The sequence below is a fragment of the Actinomyces oris genome, assembly GCF_001553935.1.
In the GTDB taxonomy this organism is placed as follows: domain Bacteria; phylum Actinomycetota; class Actinomycetes; order Actinomycetales; family Actinomycetaceae; genus Actinomyces; species Actinomyces oris_A.
In genome coordinates this window covers 1,901,145-1,915,455 of record NZ_CP014232.1, presented here as the reverse complement: position 1 = coordinate 1,915,455, position 14,311 = coordinate 1,901,145, and the positions used below count along the sequence as shown (strand labels likewise).

Sequence of the window (14,311 nt, the reverse complement as noted above, 5' to 3'; positions counted from 1 at the left end):
GGAGGACCCCGCAATGGCTGGACCCGCCACACAATCCCCACGGGTCACCGTGGTGACCCGGACCCGCAACCGTCCCCTGATGCTCAGGCGAGCGGTCCAGTCGGTGGGGGCGCAGTCCTTCCAGGAGCTCGAGCTCGTCATCGTCAATGATGCCGGAAGCACCGAGCCCGTGGAGAGCGCTCTGGCCAGTGCCCCCCAGTGGCTCAAGGAGCGCATCCGGGTGGTCACCAATGAGACCTCTCACGGACGCGAGGCCGCCCTGGAGGATGGTCTGGCCGCCTCCTCCTGCGAGTTCTTCGCGATCCATGACGACGACGACTCCTGGGAGCCCGGCTTCCTGGCCGCCTGCGTGGCCCACCTCGATGAGCACCCCGAGCACGGCGCCGTGGCGGCGCGCTGCGACCTGATCGATGAGATAGTCACGGAGGAGGGACTGACTGAGCGCTGCCGGGGGCCTTTGGCCCAGGACAAGGAGAGCTGGACCCTCATCGACACGATGGTGGCCAACTACGTCCCACCGATCTCACAGCTCATCCGCCGTGAGGTGGCCGACCGCATCGGCCACTGGGACGGGACCCTGCTGACCCAGGCCGACTGGGACTTCAACCTGCGTCTGCTGGCGACCTCCCCGGTGGGCTTCATCGACGGGGAGCCGCTGGCGCACTGGCACCACCGCGACTCCACCGACGGAACGATGGGTAACTCCGTCGTCGTCGACGCCGTCCACCACCGCACCGACAACCTCGCCATCCGGGACCGCTACGCCCGCCTGTCCCTGGAGGGCACCGAGGCCGCGGCCGCCGCTCCACGGAGTGTACCGGTGGACTCCGAGAACCTGGGTCTCCTGTTGGTCTCCGCGGAGTACTACCACCGTCTCCAGGAGAGACTGGAGAAGCAGGACAAGGAGATCGAGCATCTCAAGGGGACCATGCACGAGCTGGGCTCGGGCATCGACCAACTGCGCAATGAGGTGCGCGACGAGCTCCGTAGCACGACGCAGCAGGTCCTGAATCAGACCTACGACATCAGTGCGAAGATCGATCGCGTTGAGGCCACGGTCAAGCCCTTCTTCCGCACCGTGGCTCAGCACATCAAGAGGATTCGGCGAGGCTGAGCAGCGGCCCTGCCCGCCCCGCCGAGCCTCAGCTGTTCTTGGTGTGCTTGACCATGGGGCGCGGCGGGGTGATCCGCTCGTAGTGGGCCCCCAGGGCCACCAGGCCCCCGGATTCCATGCGCGGTCCGGGGACGATGTCGAAGGCGGTGGCCTTCTGGTAGGCGTCGATGACGCTGGAGAGCTGCCAGGGCTGGATGGAGCCGGAGATGAGGTAGGCCCCCGGCCGCAGCATCATGGCGGGTATGGAGACGTCCACGGCCCCCTCGCCCGGCTCGATCCTCTCGGGCTGGAAGCCGTCGTCGAGGCCGTGAAGTCCCCAGGCGAAGATGCCCTCCCGGGTGTCGATGGAGCAGCCGAAGACGGGCTTCTCAATCGTCTCCTCACAGCGGTAGTGAAGGCGAATAGTGGCCTCGTCCCCGGTACGCAGGGAGTTCACCGGCCGGCCCGTGCGGTCCAGCAGCTCGATGCGGCTGATCTGGGCCTCACCGCTGCCGAAGCGGGTGCCGATGCCGTCCTTGACCTTCTTGGCGCCATGGGTGATATCGGAGTACTTGTCGATGACCTCGGGGGCTGGCCCGACCTCCTTGAGCCGGCCGTGGTCGAGCCAGGCGACCTCATCGCAGAAGGTGCGCATCTGCGCCAGGCCGTGAGAGACGACGACGACGGTGCGACCGTCCTCGCGGAACTCGGCGAACTTGTCCATGCACCGTTCCTGGAACTCCATGTCACCGACGGCCAGGACCTCGTCAACCAGGAGGATCTCCGGCTCGACGTGAATGGACACCGAGAAGCCCAGGCGCACGTACATGCCCGAGGAGTAGTTCTTCACCGGTTGGTCGATGAACTCACCCACTCCGGAGAAGTCAACGATGTCATCGAACTTGGCTTCGATCTCCTTGCGGCTCATCCCCAGGATGGCACCGTTGAGGAAGATGTTCTCCCGCCCGGAGAGCTCGGGGTGGAAGCCCGAGCCGACCTCCAGCATGGCGGCCATGCGCCCCCGGGCGGTGATGGAGCCCGAGTCGGGAGCCAGAATCTTGGCGATGCACTTGAGCAAGGTGGACTTGCCCGATCCGTTGTGCCCCATGAGCCCGAAGGTCTTGCCCTCGGGGATGTCGAAGGTGATGTCCTTGAGCGCCCAGAAGTCCTCGTAGACGCCACGGCTGCGCTGCAGAATGGCGCCTTTGAGGGACTGGTTGCGGTGGTGGTAGATCCGGAAGCGCTTGGAGACGTCCTCAATGCGCACGGCCGGCAGGGCCGAGGATGCTGCCGAGGAGCCCTGCGCCGACGACGTTGATGATGCGGACGATCCGGTGGTTGCAGTCATCTGATCAGAGCTCCTCAACGATGCTCGCCGAGTGCCGGCGGAAGAAGACCAGGCCCAGCGAGAGCATGACGACCGCCCACCCCAGGCAGGCCAGGAAGACCGGTAGCGACGGCAGGGCGAAGTCGTACAGGCAGGATCGGAAGGCCTCGAGGTAGATCTCGGCCGGGTTGAGCCGAGCGATCGTCGTGATGGGGATCGGTGCGCCGTTGACCTGCCATCCGGCGTCCAACAGGCGGTTCTGGACGCCGTCGAGCATGCTCAGAGGGAAGACGACACCGGAGGCGTACATCCAGATCTGGTTGAAGATCTGCCACAGGTGACCCAGGTCCCGGAAATAGACGGTGGCGATGGACAGGATGAGCCCCAGCCCAACGGCGAACATGCCCGCCAACAAAGTGACGACGAGCAGCGCCGGAATCATAAGGAGGACCCCGGGACCGCCCATCAACATGGCGATGATGATCAGCACGAGCAGCTCGAAGGCGAAGTCCACGGCCAGGGACAGCACCGCGGAGTAGATGAGGACCTGGCGGGGGAAGTAGACCTTGGTGAGAAGCCCCGAGTTGGACACCAGGGCGTTCATGGAGGCCATGATGCCGCTGGAGAAGAAGGTCCAGCTGAGCACCCCGATGCCGATCCACAGCGCGAAGGAGTCGATGCCGGAGTTACGGCCCGGCGGCACCCCGTTACGAAACACGACGCCGAAGATGAGGGCGAAGATGGCGATGGTGGCCAGGGGGTTGATGAAGGACCACAGGCGTCCCAGGGTGGTTCCCTTGAACTCCGAGGAGACCGAGCGCTGAGTCAGCCGCAGGGTGAGGTCCAGCGTCTGGCGGGCGTCCTCCGAGCGGAGCAGGCGAGAGAGCGTCATAGGCTCACACCTCCGTCGCAGTTCTGGTGGGCGTGGGGGCAACCGCCCCCTCCTGGGCATCGATCCAGTCGCACAGCCGGTTGATGCCCTCGGTGACACCGACCCGCGGCTCCCAGTCCAGCGCCTGGCGGGCGCGCGCGGTGTCCGCCCAGGCTGCGCGCACATCTCCGTCGCGGAACTGTCCGGTGACGTGCGGGGCCGGCGCTCCATAGTGCTCGGCGATGGCCTGAGCGACCTGCATGATGGTGGTCCGCTCCCCCAGGCCGATGTCGTAGGGCAGGGCGGCGGCCGGCGAGTGCAGGACGCCGGCCACGATGGCGGAGGCGACGTCGTCAATGAAGACGAAGTCCCGCACGATCTGGCCGTCCTCGTAGACCGGGATGGACTTTCCCTGCTTGGCCAGGCGGGCGAAGAGGGAGACGATGCCGGTGTAGGGGTTGATGAGGGACTGGCCGGGGCCATAGACGTTCTGAAGCCGATAGAGCACCGGGGTGACGCCGAAGGAGCCGCACCAGGAGGTCACGAGGTTCTCTTGGCAGAACTTGGTGGCGGCGTAGACATTGGCCGGGGATGCCTTGACCTCGGTTGAGGACTGCACCGAGGGGGTCAGGCCGGCGAAGTCCCACTGGCCGGCCTCGAGCATCGCGTGGGTGCGCTGCCCGGGGTAGGAGGGGCGCCCTTCGGCATCGATCCATTTCCCTTCACCGTAGACGGCCCGGGAAGAGGCCAGGACGATCTTGTTGGGACGGCTCTCGTGGCGCACGAGGGCGTCGAGCATCTGGGTGGTGCCGACGACGTTGACATTCGCGTGCCGGGAGGCCTCGGTGAGGGACTGACCGGTCCCGGTCTCCGCGGCCAGGTGGACGATGACGTCCGGTGCGACCTCGGCCAGGAGCGCGTCCCAGTCCTCGGCGAGCGACACGTCCAGGCGGCGCAGCTCCACACGCTCGTCGAGCTCGGCAGGGCGAGCCTGGGAGGGGTGGATCTGCGGGTGCATGTTGTCCAGGGCCACGACGCGGTCGAAGGCGTCGGCCAGGTCACGCGAGATCGCGCAGCCGATGAATCCGGCACCACCTGTGACAAGGCAGGTACGGGTCACGAGGGTCTCCCTTGCGTAGTCGATTCGGGCCGACGGGACACGCGCAGGGCGCTCCTCGACCGCATCACTATTCTCGGCGCTGGCAGAGCCGATCGTGCCGGCAGATGCCGTTGCCTTCGACACGCCGACTGGTTGCACGCCACTCTCAGCGCTCAGCCTCGGACACCTCGGGGCGCCAGCTCATGCCCTTGAAGGCGGTGGTGACGAAGTCGACGACGATGCCGGAGACCTTCTCCAGCCCCACTGACAGGGCGAAAATGAGGACGAACTCGGCTGCCAGCAGCATGTAGCGCTGAAGGGGGTAGAAGCCGTAGACGTCAACCTTCTGCAGGACCAGCAGGATCACCACGTGGTGGACGAGGAAGATCGGGTAGGAGTACCGGGCGATGAGGCTGACGAGGGCGCGAACCGGCTGGATCGCCACATAGCGACCGACGACCACGAGGATGAGGAAGGCCGAGATGCCCACGATGGTGGTGCCCACGTCCTCGGGAATCTCCTCGGGGAGCATCGCACAGACAGCCAGGACCGCAGCTGCCGGGATGACGGTGGCCCCGTGGACCCGGCGGACATAGCGGACGAAATAGCTGCCGAAGGCCAGCTCGGGGAGCCTGGTAGTGAGAATCATGGCCGAGCGGTAGCCCCCGAAGTAGTGCTGCATGATGAACACCGTGGCGGCATAGGCCGCCAGCAGCACGACGCCGGTGACGACCGGGAAGCGGTCGATGGCCCACAGCAGCGCCGGGAAGACGAGGTAGTACAGGAGGATGAAGCCGAGGAACCACTCCCCCAGCAGATACATCGTGGGCCAGCCGAAGGCTGCGGCGAGGCCGTCGACTCCCAGAAGCGTGAAGATGAAGGACTTCGCCGGAGCGGCGTTGGGAGGCCGCCCGTTGAAGATGAGGAAGTAGTAGAGAGTCCCCAGCACCCAGGCGGTCCAGAACATCGGGTAGATGTTGACGAACCGCTTCCAGTAGAAGCGTTTGAGGTTGATGGGCCGCCGGTAGGTCAGGGTCAGGGCGGCACCAGAGATGATGAGGAACAGGGAGACGCCCAGGGCGCCCACATAGACACCGAAGGGCTGGAAGGTTAGGACGTAGCCGCCTCCGTGCTCGCGCAGGTGATAGTTGAAGTGGGTGAGGACGATGAGTACAGCGGCCAGCGCCCGGATGAGGTCCAGGTAGAAAACCCTGGGTCTCCTGGCCGTCCGCCGGCTCGATATCGCCGTATCCGCCACTGTCACCTCCCGATCCTCCGGGCCCGCCGGTACGCCCTCACAAGCGGCCTGTGCAGGGGGGCCGGGACCCAGCGCGCGACCTGCTTCTTGATCCGTTTGCGTTCAGCGCCCCGCTTGCGGAGGTTGTTCACCATGTCATCCTCGTAGCCGAGAATGCCGTTCTCAGCGACGGCATGAGTGAAGTCCTGAACATAGTGCGACAGGCTGGTGATCTCGATACGGGCGAAGGAGTCCGAGAAGAGCCAGCCGCAGAAGTAGCCGGATGCCTGAGCGACGTAACCGTAGGCGCGCTCGATGGCGTGGAGAATGGTTCCGTCAATATTATTCGGCTCAGGCGGGAAGTCCTCCCACTGCCAGTCGTGGTCGAACAGCGGTTTCAGAGCGGCAGGACGGAACCAGAACATGGTGCCCAGCGGGGCGATGGGAGCTCTGCTCTCATCGATCGGGACACTCAGGTTCAGCTCCTTCTCCAGGAGGGTCTTGGTGCGCTCGAAGTTCGGCCCCCACCCCATGGAGAAGACCGGGAAGTAGTCTCCGTGGTTGGGCGGGGTGGGAGCGAGGAGCCCCAGACGCGGCTCGGCGTCGAAGGTAGCGATGACATTCTTGACGAAGTCGCGCGTGGCCAGCAGGTTCTCAAAGCACTTGATCGCGAACCCGTCCCCCACCGAGTAGGGCTTGACCTGGGTGACCTTCTTGTCGTGGGTGAAGCAGACCAGGTCGTAGTCGTGAATGATGTCCTTGCAGCCCACCAGGAGCGCGCTGACGTCCCGCCCCCGGTTCTCGATGAGGCGCACGGTCACGTTGTACGGAAGATCCTTGCAGGCCTCCTCCACCAGCTCCGCCTTCTCCTGGGAGCCGACGGTGAGGATGAGGTCCGTCCCCTCCGGCATGGACTTGACGTAGGCCAACGTGGGCTCGAGGAGGTCCATGTAGTACAGGTGCGCGATGAGGGCGATTTTCTGCGGCTTGGGTTCGTGGACCACCGCCTGCGTGGGCAGAACGTAGGTGAGATGGAGATTCTTGACCAGGTCCGCCATGTTCATCGAGCGCAGGGCGTTGTCCCAGATGAGGTTCGTGTCGAAGTCGGTGTGGTCTCGCAGGTACTCGTAGAGCTCGAGGGAGGTGTTGCCGACGGACTGGCGAACCAGGTCCTGGTAGTCGTGGAAGAAGGAACGGCGCTTGAAGATCGGGCAGCGCTTCTCCTCAATGAGTCGCTTGGGGGCGAAGAGCACCGGGGAGAAGGTGTACCCCTCCAGGTCCTCGGTGTTGACGTAGACGTCGGAGGTGAAGCCGAGCCGCTCGAAGCGCTGGGTGAAAGGAGCCTCGTGAAGCCCCACCGAGTCCTCGTAGGAGCTCATCTGAGGAAGGTTGTCCCAGTAGTCCTGGAAGGCCTTGGAGGAGACCAGGGAGCGCCGGTAGGCATGGAAGTGGGACTGGAGGTGGCGCGGAAGATACCCCTCGGCCGCATGCCCGAAGGGGTCATAGGGCACCTTATGGAACCAGGTGATGCCCCAGAAGTCGATGTCCCGGCCGGCCATCTCGGTGAACATCTCCTCGAAGGGGTACACCGGCCCCATGATGGTGGCGTTGAACAGGATGACTTCGTCGAACTCGACGAGCCTGTCCCAGCCGTAGCTCTCCAGGGCCGTCTTGTAGGCCCAGGCGTCCAGCCCCTTGTTCTCACGCAGAATGATGTTGTCCGTGAAGGCGCTCAGCTTGGCGTAGCTCGTGGCGGTCAGCTCGCCGTTGACGACAATGACCAGCTCGGAGAGGTTCTTGACCATGTCGGCGAGGAGGGCCTCGACGTAGGAGTCCGCGACCCCTTGAGCGTCGAAGAAGAAGAAGATGCCGAGTCGCTTCGGGTCCTCGCCAAGCGTTGCCATGATGTCCCTTCTGGGCAGTGGTTCGGGCCGCTTGCCGCGGCAGGAGAAAAAGGGGATGCGGCTTCTCGGGGCGTGTCAGCTCGCGCTTGAGGCGAGGATACGGCGGATCTTGGTCGGATCGCCCCACACGCCCGGCGAGTCGTAGGGACGGTCAGGGAAGGCCCCGTACTCCAGGGAGATGTTCAGGTTGTTGTCCCGGATGTAGGCCTCGACGCGCTCGGCCAGGCTCATGGGCTCGCCGGTGCAGGCGTTGATGACGCCGTTGACCTCGGTCTGGTCCACGATCGCCGCGATCTGCCTGGCCAGCTCGTTCACGGAGATGAAGTCGTAGCGGTTCTTACCCGTGGTGAAGGGGAAGGTGGTGCGCCCCTCCTCTGCGGCGGCCAGGAGCTTGGAGAAGATCGAGTTGCCGAACTTGTCGTCACCCACGATGTAGTAGGCGCGGATCCACTGGGCGACGGCGTCGTGTGCCTTGGCCGACAGGAAGGTGGTCTCCCGCAGCGCGTTCTTGGCGATGCCGTAGAGCGAGGCGGGGTTGCACGGCGAGTTCTCGTCGATGGCCCCCTCCCAGTAGCCGACCTCATGCATCGTTCCCATGACAGCGAGGTGCTTGAGGCCGCCCGCGTAGAGGTTCTCGATGAGGTGGACATGCTTGGCCAGGTCGTCCATATGGGCCGGCGAGGCGTGCTTGAAGCCGTCGCGCCAGGCCATGTGCAGGACGACGTCGGGGCGCCCCATCTGGTCGTAGATGTCGGCGTCCCCGGAGAACAGGTCCAGGGAGACCTTCTCCGCCCGCTCGTCGACGCCGTCGAGTCGCAGGTCGAGGGCCTTGACATCCAGGCCGCGCTCCAGGAGAGCAGTGACGACGTGGCGACCGATGTAGCCGCCGGCTCCAGTGACGAGAACTGTCTTTGCCATGGTTCTGCATCCTAACAGGTGTGGTTGCGGAGCAATCACTTGGTTCTGCCGGCAATGGTCATGAGGAGGTCACCGTGGACGGTGGTCCCGTTCTCCGTGGTCGGGAACTGGTCCACTGCGGGGTTGATCATGACGCGGGCATATCCGCCCTCGGTCATCCTGCTGGTGATCGTTACGGTGTACTTCTCTCCACCGCGCAGGACGAGCCCGTCGGCGGGGAAGCTGTGCAGGCCGTCGTGGAGGGAGTTCGCCGGGGCCTCGGTTCTGAAGACCCGGGCACCCGAGGCATCTGTGACCTCGACGCTGACCACTGAGGAGTCCAGCCACTGCACCTCTTCGGCCAGGAAGGCGATGTTGAGGGAGCTGGCCTCCACGGTGGACGGCAGGGTGATCGTCTCAGCGATGCTGGCCCCGTCCTCGAGAATGTTGGCACTCCCCGCCCGGGGGGCGTCAGTGGAGGCCGAGTACACCACTGGAACGGCGGGTACGAAGTAGGGGATCAGCACGAGCGCACTGAAGCCTGCCGGCATGAGAAGACGCACCCAGGCCACCGAGCGCGGGATGCGCTCCCCCTGGCCCAGGCTCTCCACCATCGCGGCACGCGGGAAGTTGACGACCAGGATCGCCAGGGCACAAGCAATCATGAAGCCGACGATGAAGGCCCCCTGCCGAGTGACCCCCATGGCCTCGAGGAAATGTGCTGGGGTCTCGTACCGGGGCTGCGCCGTCGGGGCGACCAGGTGCGGCAGGAGCAGCTGATCGAGGATCGACCGGTTGTACATGGAGTAGCCGGTGAAGGCGTACAGGAGGAACAAGGCGGTTCCCACGCCCGTCTCAAGAGCCGAGTTGAGCAGCACGTGGCGCGGGTTGAGGAAGATGATGAGCACCGCGAAAGGTGAGACCATGACGGCCCAGTAGGGGTTGAGCGGGACGATCGTGGCGAAGACGAGGTAGATGGCCATGCAGATGTAGACCGCGTCGGCCGCCAAGGCCTTCGTCCCCTGAGGGCGGCGCAGGTAGGCGAAGATGACGATCCCGACCATGAACACCACGAAGATCGGAATCATGCTGCTCTGCCACGGCACCCCCACGGCCGTGAGCCTCTGAAGCATACTGCTCATGAACCCGCCGGTGGACGCCTTGTAGGCCACGTTGCCGTGGTAAATGGCCCGGCAAGCCACCAGGCCAATGAGTCCGACGCCGAACTGAAGGGCCACCACACGCAGTCGCTTCTCCCGCAGCAGCAGGAGCGGCACGAAGATGAAGATGGCGAAGAGCTTGAAGGTGTTGGCGATCGCGAACCACAGCAGGAACCTGCCCAGCCGGCCGCGCAGGTAGGCGCGCAGCCCCAGCAGGATGAAGACGATCATGATGATGTCGTACTGGACGATGACGAAGACTGGGACGAACAGCGTCATCGAGGACAGGAAGAAGAAGGCGACCCACTTGCTGCGCTGCCGGCCGACTCCCAGATCGCGTGCGATGTCCACCAGCACCTTGGCAGCCAGGAGTGCGGCGAGCACCATCATGGTCTTGAGCCACAGCTGCGCCGGCGTTGACAGCAGGTAGTGGAAGCCGGTGATCCGGTAGATGATGTACGTCGGCAGGTTCCACAGTCCGAAGAGCAGGTAGAGCGGAATGTCGTAGACCGCGGGGTGACCGGTCGAGGTGTGCTCGATCGCGATCTGGTAGAAGTCTCCCACCCGCCCCTGGAACACCGAGTCCAGGAAGTTGAAGGAGTGCTCGAAGGTGGCTCGCACGTCCCCGTAGAGGAAGAAGGCGTAGGCGCCGAGCAGGATGACGCCCAGCAATGCCCAGTCCACGAGGCCGGGGCGCTCGGTACTGCTCCACCAGGAGCCCAGGCGGCTGTCCACCACGCGCTCGACCAGCCGGCGTCCCTGATCGCTCATCGCGTCGGTGAGCGCGCGCATCCGTGCGGTGAGGCCGGCGGCGGAGAGGGTCTGCGGCGTGGAGTCGTGATCGGCTTTCTCGGCGTCGTTGTTCTTGACCTGATCCGTACTGTTCTTCGCGGACTTACCGGACACGGGAGCCTGCCTGTTCATCGGAGTGGTGGACAGCGGTCGCCCCGCCGGAGGCGCCAAGGCGCTCCAGGAGGGCTTTGCGGGAGATGAAGTTGTAGATGAGCACGATCGCCGTGGCGAGGATCTTCCCCAGGAAGGGGCTCATGCCGGCGAGGTCGGCGCAGACGTAGAGGATGAGTGTGTTCAGGCCCAGTGCGACGACGTTGAGCAGAACATACAGCGTGAACTCCTTGAGGACACTGACATTCTCCTGGGCCTCGAAGACGTAGCGCCTGGAGAGGATGTAGTTGAGCACCACCGAGGTGGAGAAGGATGTCGCACTGGCGATGAGGTGGGGCACGCCCAACCCGTACAGCACCGTGAAGAGGCCGAAGTCAACGCTGAAGGAGATGCCGCCGACGACGAGGAAGCGCCCGAACTGCGCCAGGAGTGGACGCAGCTTCTCCTGGTAGGCGCTCAAGAGGCGTTCCCGCCGGGACGTTCCTGCACGGAGGGCCCCGTCTGCGACGACGGGCCGGCCGGCTCGCTGCGGCTCACATCCTCCGCAGCGCTTCCGCTCGAGCGTGTCACGCCACGACTGAGCCCGAAGCTCGACGGCCCCTCGGAGGGCCCGAAGTTGAGGCGCTCACCGATGACCACGCGGGGCTTGCTGACAACGCGCCCGTTGATGCTGAGAATGTACTCACCCAGGATTCCGATGAAGAACAGCTGAATGGAGCCGAGGAAGAACAGGCCCACGGTACGCGAGGCCTCACCCACCGGATAGGCGTTCCAGTCGATGAGCTTCTTGACCAGGACGAAGGTGGCCAGACCCAGGCAGATGATGCCGACGAAGGTGGCCACGAAGGTGGCCATGCGCATCAGCAACTTGGTGGAGCTGGTGATCCCCTGCATGGCGAAGTCATAGTTGCGCAGGAAGTTGAAGTTCGACTTCCCCCGGGAGGACTGGGCCTGATCGTACTGGACGATCTCGAGCCCGATTCCGTACTCGGCGACCACCGTCTTGAAATAGGGCTGAATATCACCGATCTGCCGCAGAACATCGATGAACTCGACGTCATAGAGCCCGTACCCGGTGAAGCGCGCGATCTGAGGGGTGTCGGCGAACCAGTCGATGAGCTTGTAGTAGAGGTGACGGCATCCCGTCATGATGAAGCCCTCGTCAGAGGATCTTCTCTGCCCGATGACGACCTTGGCCCCCGCTTCCCAACGGGCCACGAACTCCGGGAGGTTCTCAGGGGGATCCTGAAGGTCGCCGAAGAGCATGAAGGTCGCGTCCCCCGAGCCGTAGGTGAGCGCCGAGAAGACATTCCGATGAAAACCGAAGTTACGGGCGTTGAAGACGGCCTTCACCCGCTTGTCCTCACCCGCCAGGGCGCGGATCGCGCCGCGGGTGCCGTCCGTCGAGTAGTCATCGACGAAGATGATCTCGTAGTCGTACTGAGGAAGATGCGTGCGAAATACCGAGTTCAGTCGGTCATACATCAACCTGACGCTTTTTTCCTCATTGTAACTGGGGATGACGACGCTGATCTTCTTCATGGACAGGCCAAAGATCCTCACGTGACTCATTGATCGAGGCTGGGGCTCCAACAAGGGCTCCAACACGGGCATACCCGACCATGCCGGCAGGAGGTGCGGGGAGCACCTCACGGTATGCTAACACCTCACTCATTCCCCCTTGTCCTTCCCCCGATGACGGCCAACGTCACGCAGACGCCTGCCGGCACTCGTCACGGTGCGCGCCAGGTCTGAGGCCCCACCGGTCAGATAGCGGTAGGCGGGTTTGAGCGCACTGCCCATGTCGGGGTGATGGACATCGACGTAGGTGCGCACCCGGGCACCGACTCCGGCCCGGGGCCCGAACCGGGCCTGGAGGAACCTGACCTGCTCGTCGGTGTGGGCCGGAAGGTCCGCAGTGACGACGCGATGCTTGTGGGCCAGAGCCCCGTAAAGGCGCCCGGCCCAGGTGGGGGTGAGGACCTCGCGGGGATGGTAGCCGCTGGACATGGCCGCGTAGACGGTCAGCAGCTCGAGCACCTCAGCGGCACGGGCGCGCTTGAGGCGCTGGGCCGATTGCTCGGGGCCGGCGGCGGCCTGATCGGTGAGCCGCACGAGCTCCTTGGCCCCGTCACTCAGGGTGCGCAGTGCTGCGGGGCGGGCCAGGAACATCGCGCCGACCGGGACCACGGGAGCGAGCGGATCGAGCTCCACGGTCAGGCCGAACCGCCGGGTCAGCACCTTGGCGGCGTCGGCCAGCCCGTCCCATGTCGGCCCTCCGTGGGCCTGACCGATGTGGCCGGCGGCGGGCATGACCACGCCGAGGCCGGGGTGCCGCCTGAAGAGGTCGATGAGGCCGGCCACGTACCCCGGCGAGTCCAGCAGGCAGTCGAGCGCCTGCCGGTGGGCGACGTCGTCGGCCCGTGTACCGGGGCCGGCGGCGGGCCCCACAGTGATCCGCAGGACCAGGGCGTCACCGTCATCACCCTCGTCGCTGTCGCCGCCGGCAGCGGCGCGCCCGGGATCCCAGAGGTCGTCGCACTGGGTGAGGAAGGCGATCGTGCCCCGCGGGTCGAGGTCGCGCACCGCGCGGAAGGACACGCCCCCTCCCCCACGTGCCGAGTCCTCCTCTGTGTCCTCCTGTGTGTCCTCCTGTGTGGGACAGCGGCCAGTGACCCGCTCCAGGTCGGCGGCATCCAGATGCATGGGCGAGGTGACCACGACCCGCCAGTGCGCCGGCACGCTCGCCAGGCGTCGGGCAAGACCATCGGCCTCGGCGCGCTCCACCGCCTCCTTCCCGGCCGGGACGTGGACGACGACGCAGCCCGGAGACCGCTGCGCAGGCGGGCTCGTCTGCGCACCGCCCCCCTCGGCTCCGGGGGCGCACCCAGTCACGACCTCGGTGAGGCCTGCGTTGACGATGAGGTCGCGGGCGGTCGCGGTGTGGACGACGTCGGACAGGATGAGGTCCTCGCTGTAGCCGGCCGCGACGGCGGCCTCCAGCAGCTCCCCGCCGACGACGGCCTGACGGTCCTGGTGGAGCGGGTCGTGGAAGAGGGCGCGGCGCTTGAGCAGGGGGCAGCCGTCGGCCAGCAGCGCCGGGGCCTCCTCGATGGCCGGGTTCTCCGATCGGTAGCGGTCCACGGGGAAGGCGACCTCCCAGGTGTGGCCGAGCTCGGCGAAGTGGCCGGTGAAGCGCGACTCGTGCCACTGGATGGAGTCGCGGTAGGAGGAGACCGGCGGCATCTTCTCCCAGTACTCACGGAAGGCCGGGTCCGTCAGGAGCCCGCGGCGCACGGCGATCCAGTGGGACTGGAGGTGGCGGGGCAGCTCGCGCTTGGCCAGGAAGGGGTGAGGACGCATGGCGGCGTGCTCGGTCATGCCCCAGAAGGAGATGTCGCCCCAGTCCTCGGCGCGGGTGAGGACCTCCTCCCAGGGCCGCAGCGGCGCGTAGTAGGTGTGGTTGGTCAGGATGAGCTCGTCGAAGTCGGCGAGCCGGTCCCAGCCCAGGTGCTCCAGGCCGGCCCGGTAGGCGCCGGCGTCGAGTCCCTCATTGGGGCGCTGGAGGATCTCATCGCAGCAGGTCTCCAGCCGGACGCGATCGGCCTCGCCGATGGGTGAGTTGGAGACCAGCAGGATGTGGTCGGCATGGGGCCGCAGGGAGCTGAGCGCAGCCAGGACGTAGTCGCGGACCTGATGATGAGGATCGAAGTGGAAGTAGACGAGTCCTCGGTTCATGTGGAGGTCCTTCCCGGCAGGTGGTCGATGAAGGCGGCTGGTAAGGAAGCGGCGAGGCGGCCAGTGTCTCATGAGCTGTCTC

11 protein-coding genes are annotated in these 14,311 nt (G+C 65.5%); 1 reads left to right on the top strand and 10 read right to left on the bottom strand.

Annotated elements, in window-relative coordinates; all coding sequences use genetic code 11:
• The first annotated feature begins 13 nt into the window (after positions 1-13).
• Positions 14-1,114 carry a glycosyltransferase family 2 protein gene (locus AXE84_RS07805; protein ID WP_060957467.1) on the top strand — a complete coding sequence of 367 codons (1,101 nt, stop codon included), beginning with the start codon at positions 14-16 and terminating at the stop codon, positions 1,112-1,114.
• Positions 1,115-1,142: 28 nt separating this feature from the next.
• On the opposite strand, the gene AXE84_RS07800 is transcribed toward AXE84_RS07805, so the two are convergent.
• The 10 genes from AXE84_RS07800 to AXE84_RS07755 form a co-directional block, all read right to left on the bottom strand.
• The gene (locus tag AXE84_RS07800; RefSeq protein ID WP_081093125.1) at positions 1,143-2,441 is read right to left on the bottom strand and encodes an ABC transporter ATP-binding protein; all 1,299 of its coding nucleotides are present in this window, start codon (positions 2,439-2,441) and stop codon (positions 1,143-1,145) included.
• A 4-nt stretch (positions 2,442-2,445) separates the two neighbouring features.
• Positions 2,446-3,312 (bottom strand): ABC transporter permease, encoded by an 867-nt coding sequence (locus AXE84_RS07795; RefSeq protein ID WP_060957466.1) that lies wholly within the window; start codon positions 3,310-3,312, stop codon positions 2,446-2,448.
• Between the two features lie 4 nt (positions 3,313-3,316).
• Complete coding sequence (locus AXE84_RS07790; RefSeq protein ID WP_010614148.1) at positions 3,317-4,411, bottom strand: NAD-dependent epimerase/dehydratase family protein; 1,095 nt, start codon at positions 4,409-4,411, stop codon at positions 3,317-3,319.
• A 145-nt stretch (positions 4,412-4,556) separates the two neighbouring features.
• Positions 4,557-5,654, bottom strand: a complete 1,098-nt coding sequence (locus AXE84_RS07785; RefSeq protein WP_060957465.1) for an acyltransferase family protein — start codon at positions 5,652-5,654, stop codon at positions 4,557-4,559.
• A complete protein-coding gene (locus AXE84_RS07780; protein ID WP_060957464.1) occupies positions 5,651-7,531 on the bottom strand; it encodes a rhamnan synthesis F family protein in 1,881 nt (626 codons plus the stop codon). Before AXE84_RS07780 ends, AXE84_RS07785 begins: the two co-directional genes overlap by 4 nt.
• 75 nt (positions 7,532-7,606) lie before the next feature.
• Positions 7,607-8,449: an NAD-dependent epimerase/dehydratase family protein gene (locus AXE84_RS07775; protein WP_060957463.1), complete on the bottom strand. Its 843-nt coding sequence runs from the start codon at positions 8,447-8,449 to the stop codon at positions 7,607-7,609.
• A 35-nt stretch (positions 8,450-8,484) separates the two neighbouring features.
• The gene (locus tag AXE84_RS07770) at positions 8,485-10,494 is read right to left on the bottom strand and encodes a membrane protein (protein ID WP_010614144.1); all 2,010 of its coding nucleotides are present in this window, start codon (positions 10,492-10,494) and stop codon (positions 8,485-8,487) included.
• Positions 10,484-10,951, bottom strand: a complete 468-nt coding sequence (locus AXE84_RS07765) for a GtrA family protein (protein ID WP_060957462.1) — start codon at positions 10,949-10,951, stop codon at positions 10,484-10,486. The genes AXE84_RS07770 and AXE84_RS07765 overlap by 11 nt, the downstream gene beginning before the upstream one ends.
• Positions 10,948-12,063 carry a glycosyltransferase family 2 protein gene (locus tag AXE84_RS07760; RefSeq protein ID WP_236750023.1) on the bottom strand — a complete coding sequence of 372 codons (1,116 nt, stop codon included), beginning with the start codon at positions 12,061-12,063 and terminating at the stop codon, positions 10,948-10,950. The genes AXE84_RS07765 and AXE84_RS07760 overlap by 4 nt, the downstream gene beginning before the upstream one ends.
• Positions 12,064-12,162: 99 nt before the next feature.
• On the bottom strand, positions 12,163-14,229 hold the full coding sequence (locus AXE84_RS07755; RefSeq protein ID WP_060957461.1) for a rhamnan synthesis F family protein: 2,067 nt from the start codon (positions 14,227-14,229) through the stop codon (positions 12,163-12,165).
• Positions 14,230-14,311: the final 82 nt, after the last annotated feature.

What these genes read in the sequence shown, in the direction of transcription:
- AXE84_RS07775 (WP_060957463.1), bottom strand. Translation starts at nt 8,449, where the DNA reads ATGGCAAAGACAGTTCTCGTCACTGGAGCCGGCGGCTACATCGGTCGC.
- AXE84_RS07780 (WP_060957464.1), bottom strand. Translation starts at nt 7,531, where the DNA reads ATGGCAACGCTTGGCGAGGACCCGAAGCGACTCGGCATCTTCTTCTTC.
- AXE84_RS07755 (WP_060957461.1), bottom strand. Translation starts at nt 14,229, where the DNA reads ATGAACCGAGGACTCGTCTACTTCCACTTCGATCCTCATCATCAGGTC.
- AXE84_RS07800 (WP_081093125.1), bottom strand. Translation starts at nt 2,441, where the DNA reads ATGACTGCAACCACCGGATCGTCCGCATCATCAACGTCGTCGGCGCAG.
- AXE84_RS07760 (WP_236750023.1), bottom strand. Translation starts at nt 12,063, where the DNA reads ATGAGTCACGTGAGGATCTTTGGCCTGTCCATGAAGAAGATCAGCGTC.
- AXE84_RS07795 (WP_060957466.1), bottom strand. Translation starts at nt 3,312, where the DNA reads ATGACGCTCTCTCGCCTGCTCCGCTCGGAGGACGCCCGCCAGACGCTG.
- AXE84_RS07805 (WP_060957467.1), top strand. Translation starts at nt 14, where the DNA reads ATGGCTGGACCCGCCACACAATCCCCACGGGTCACCGTGGTGACCCGG.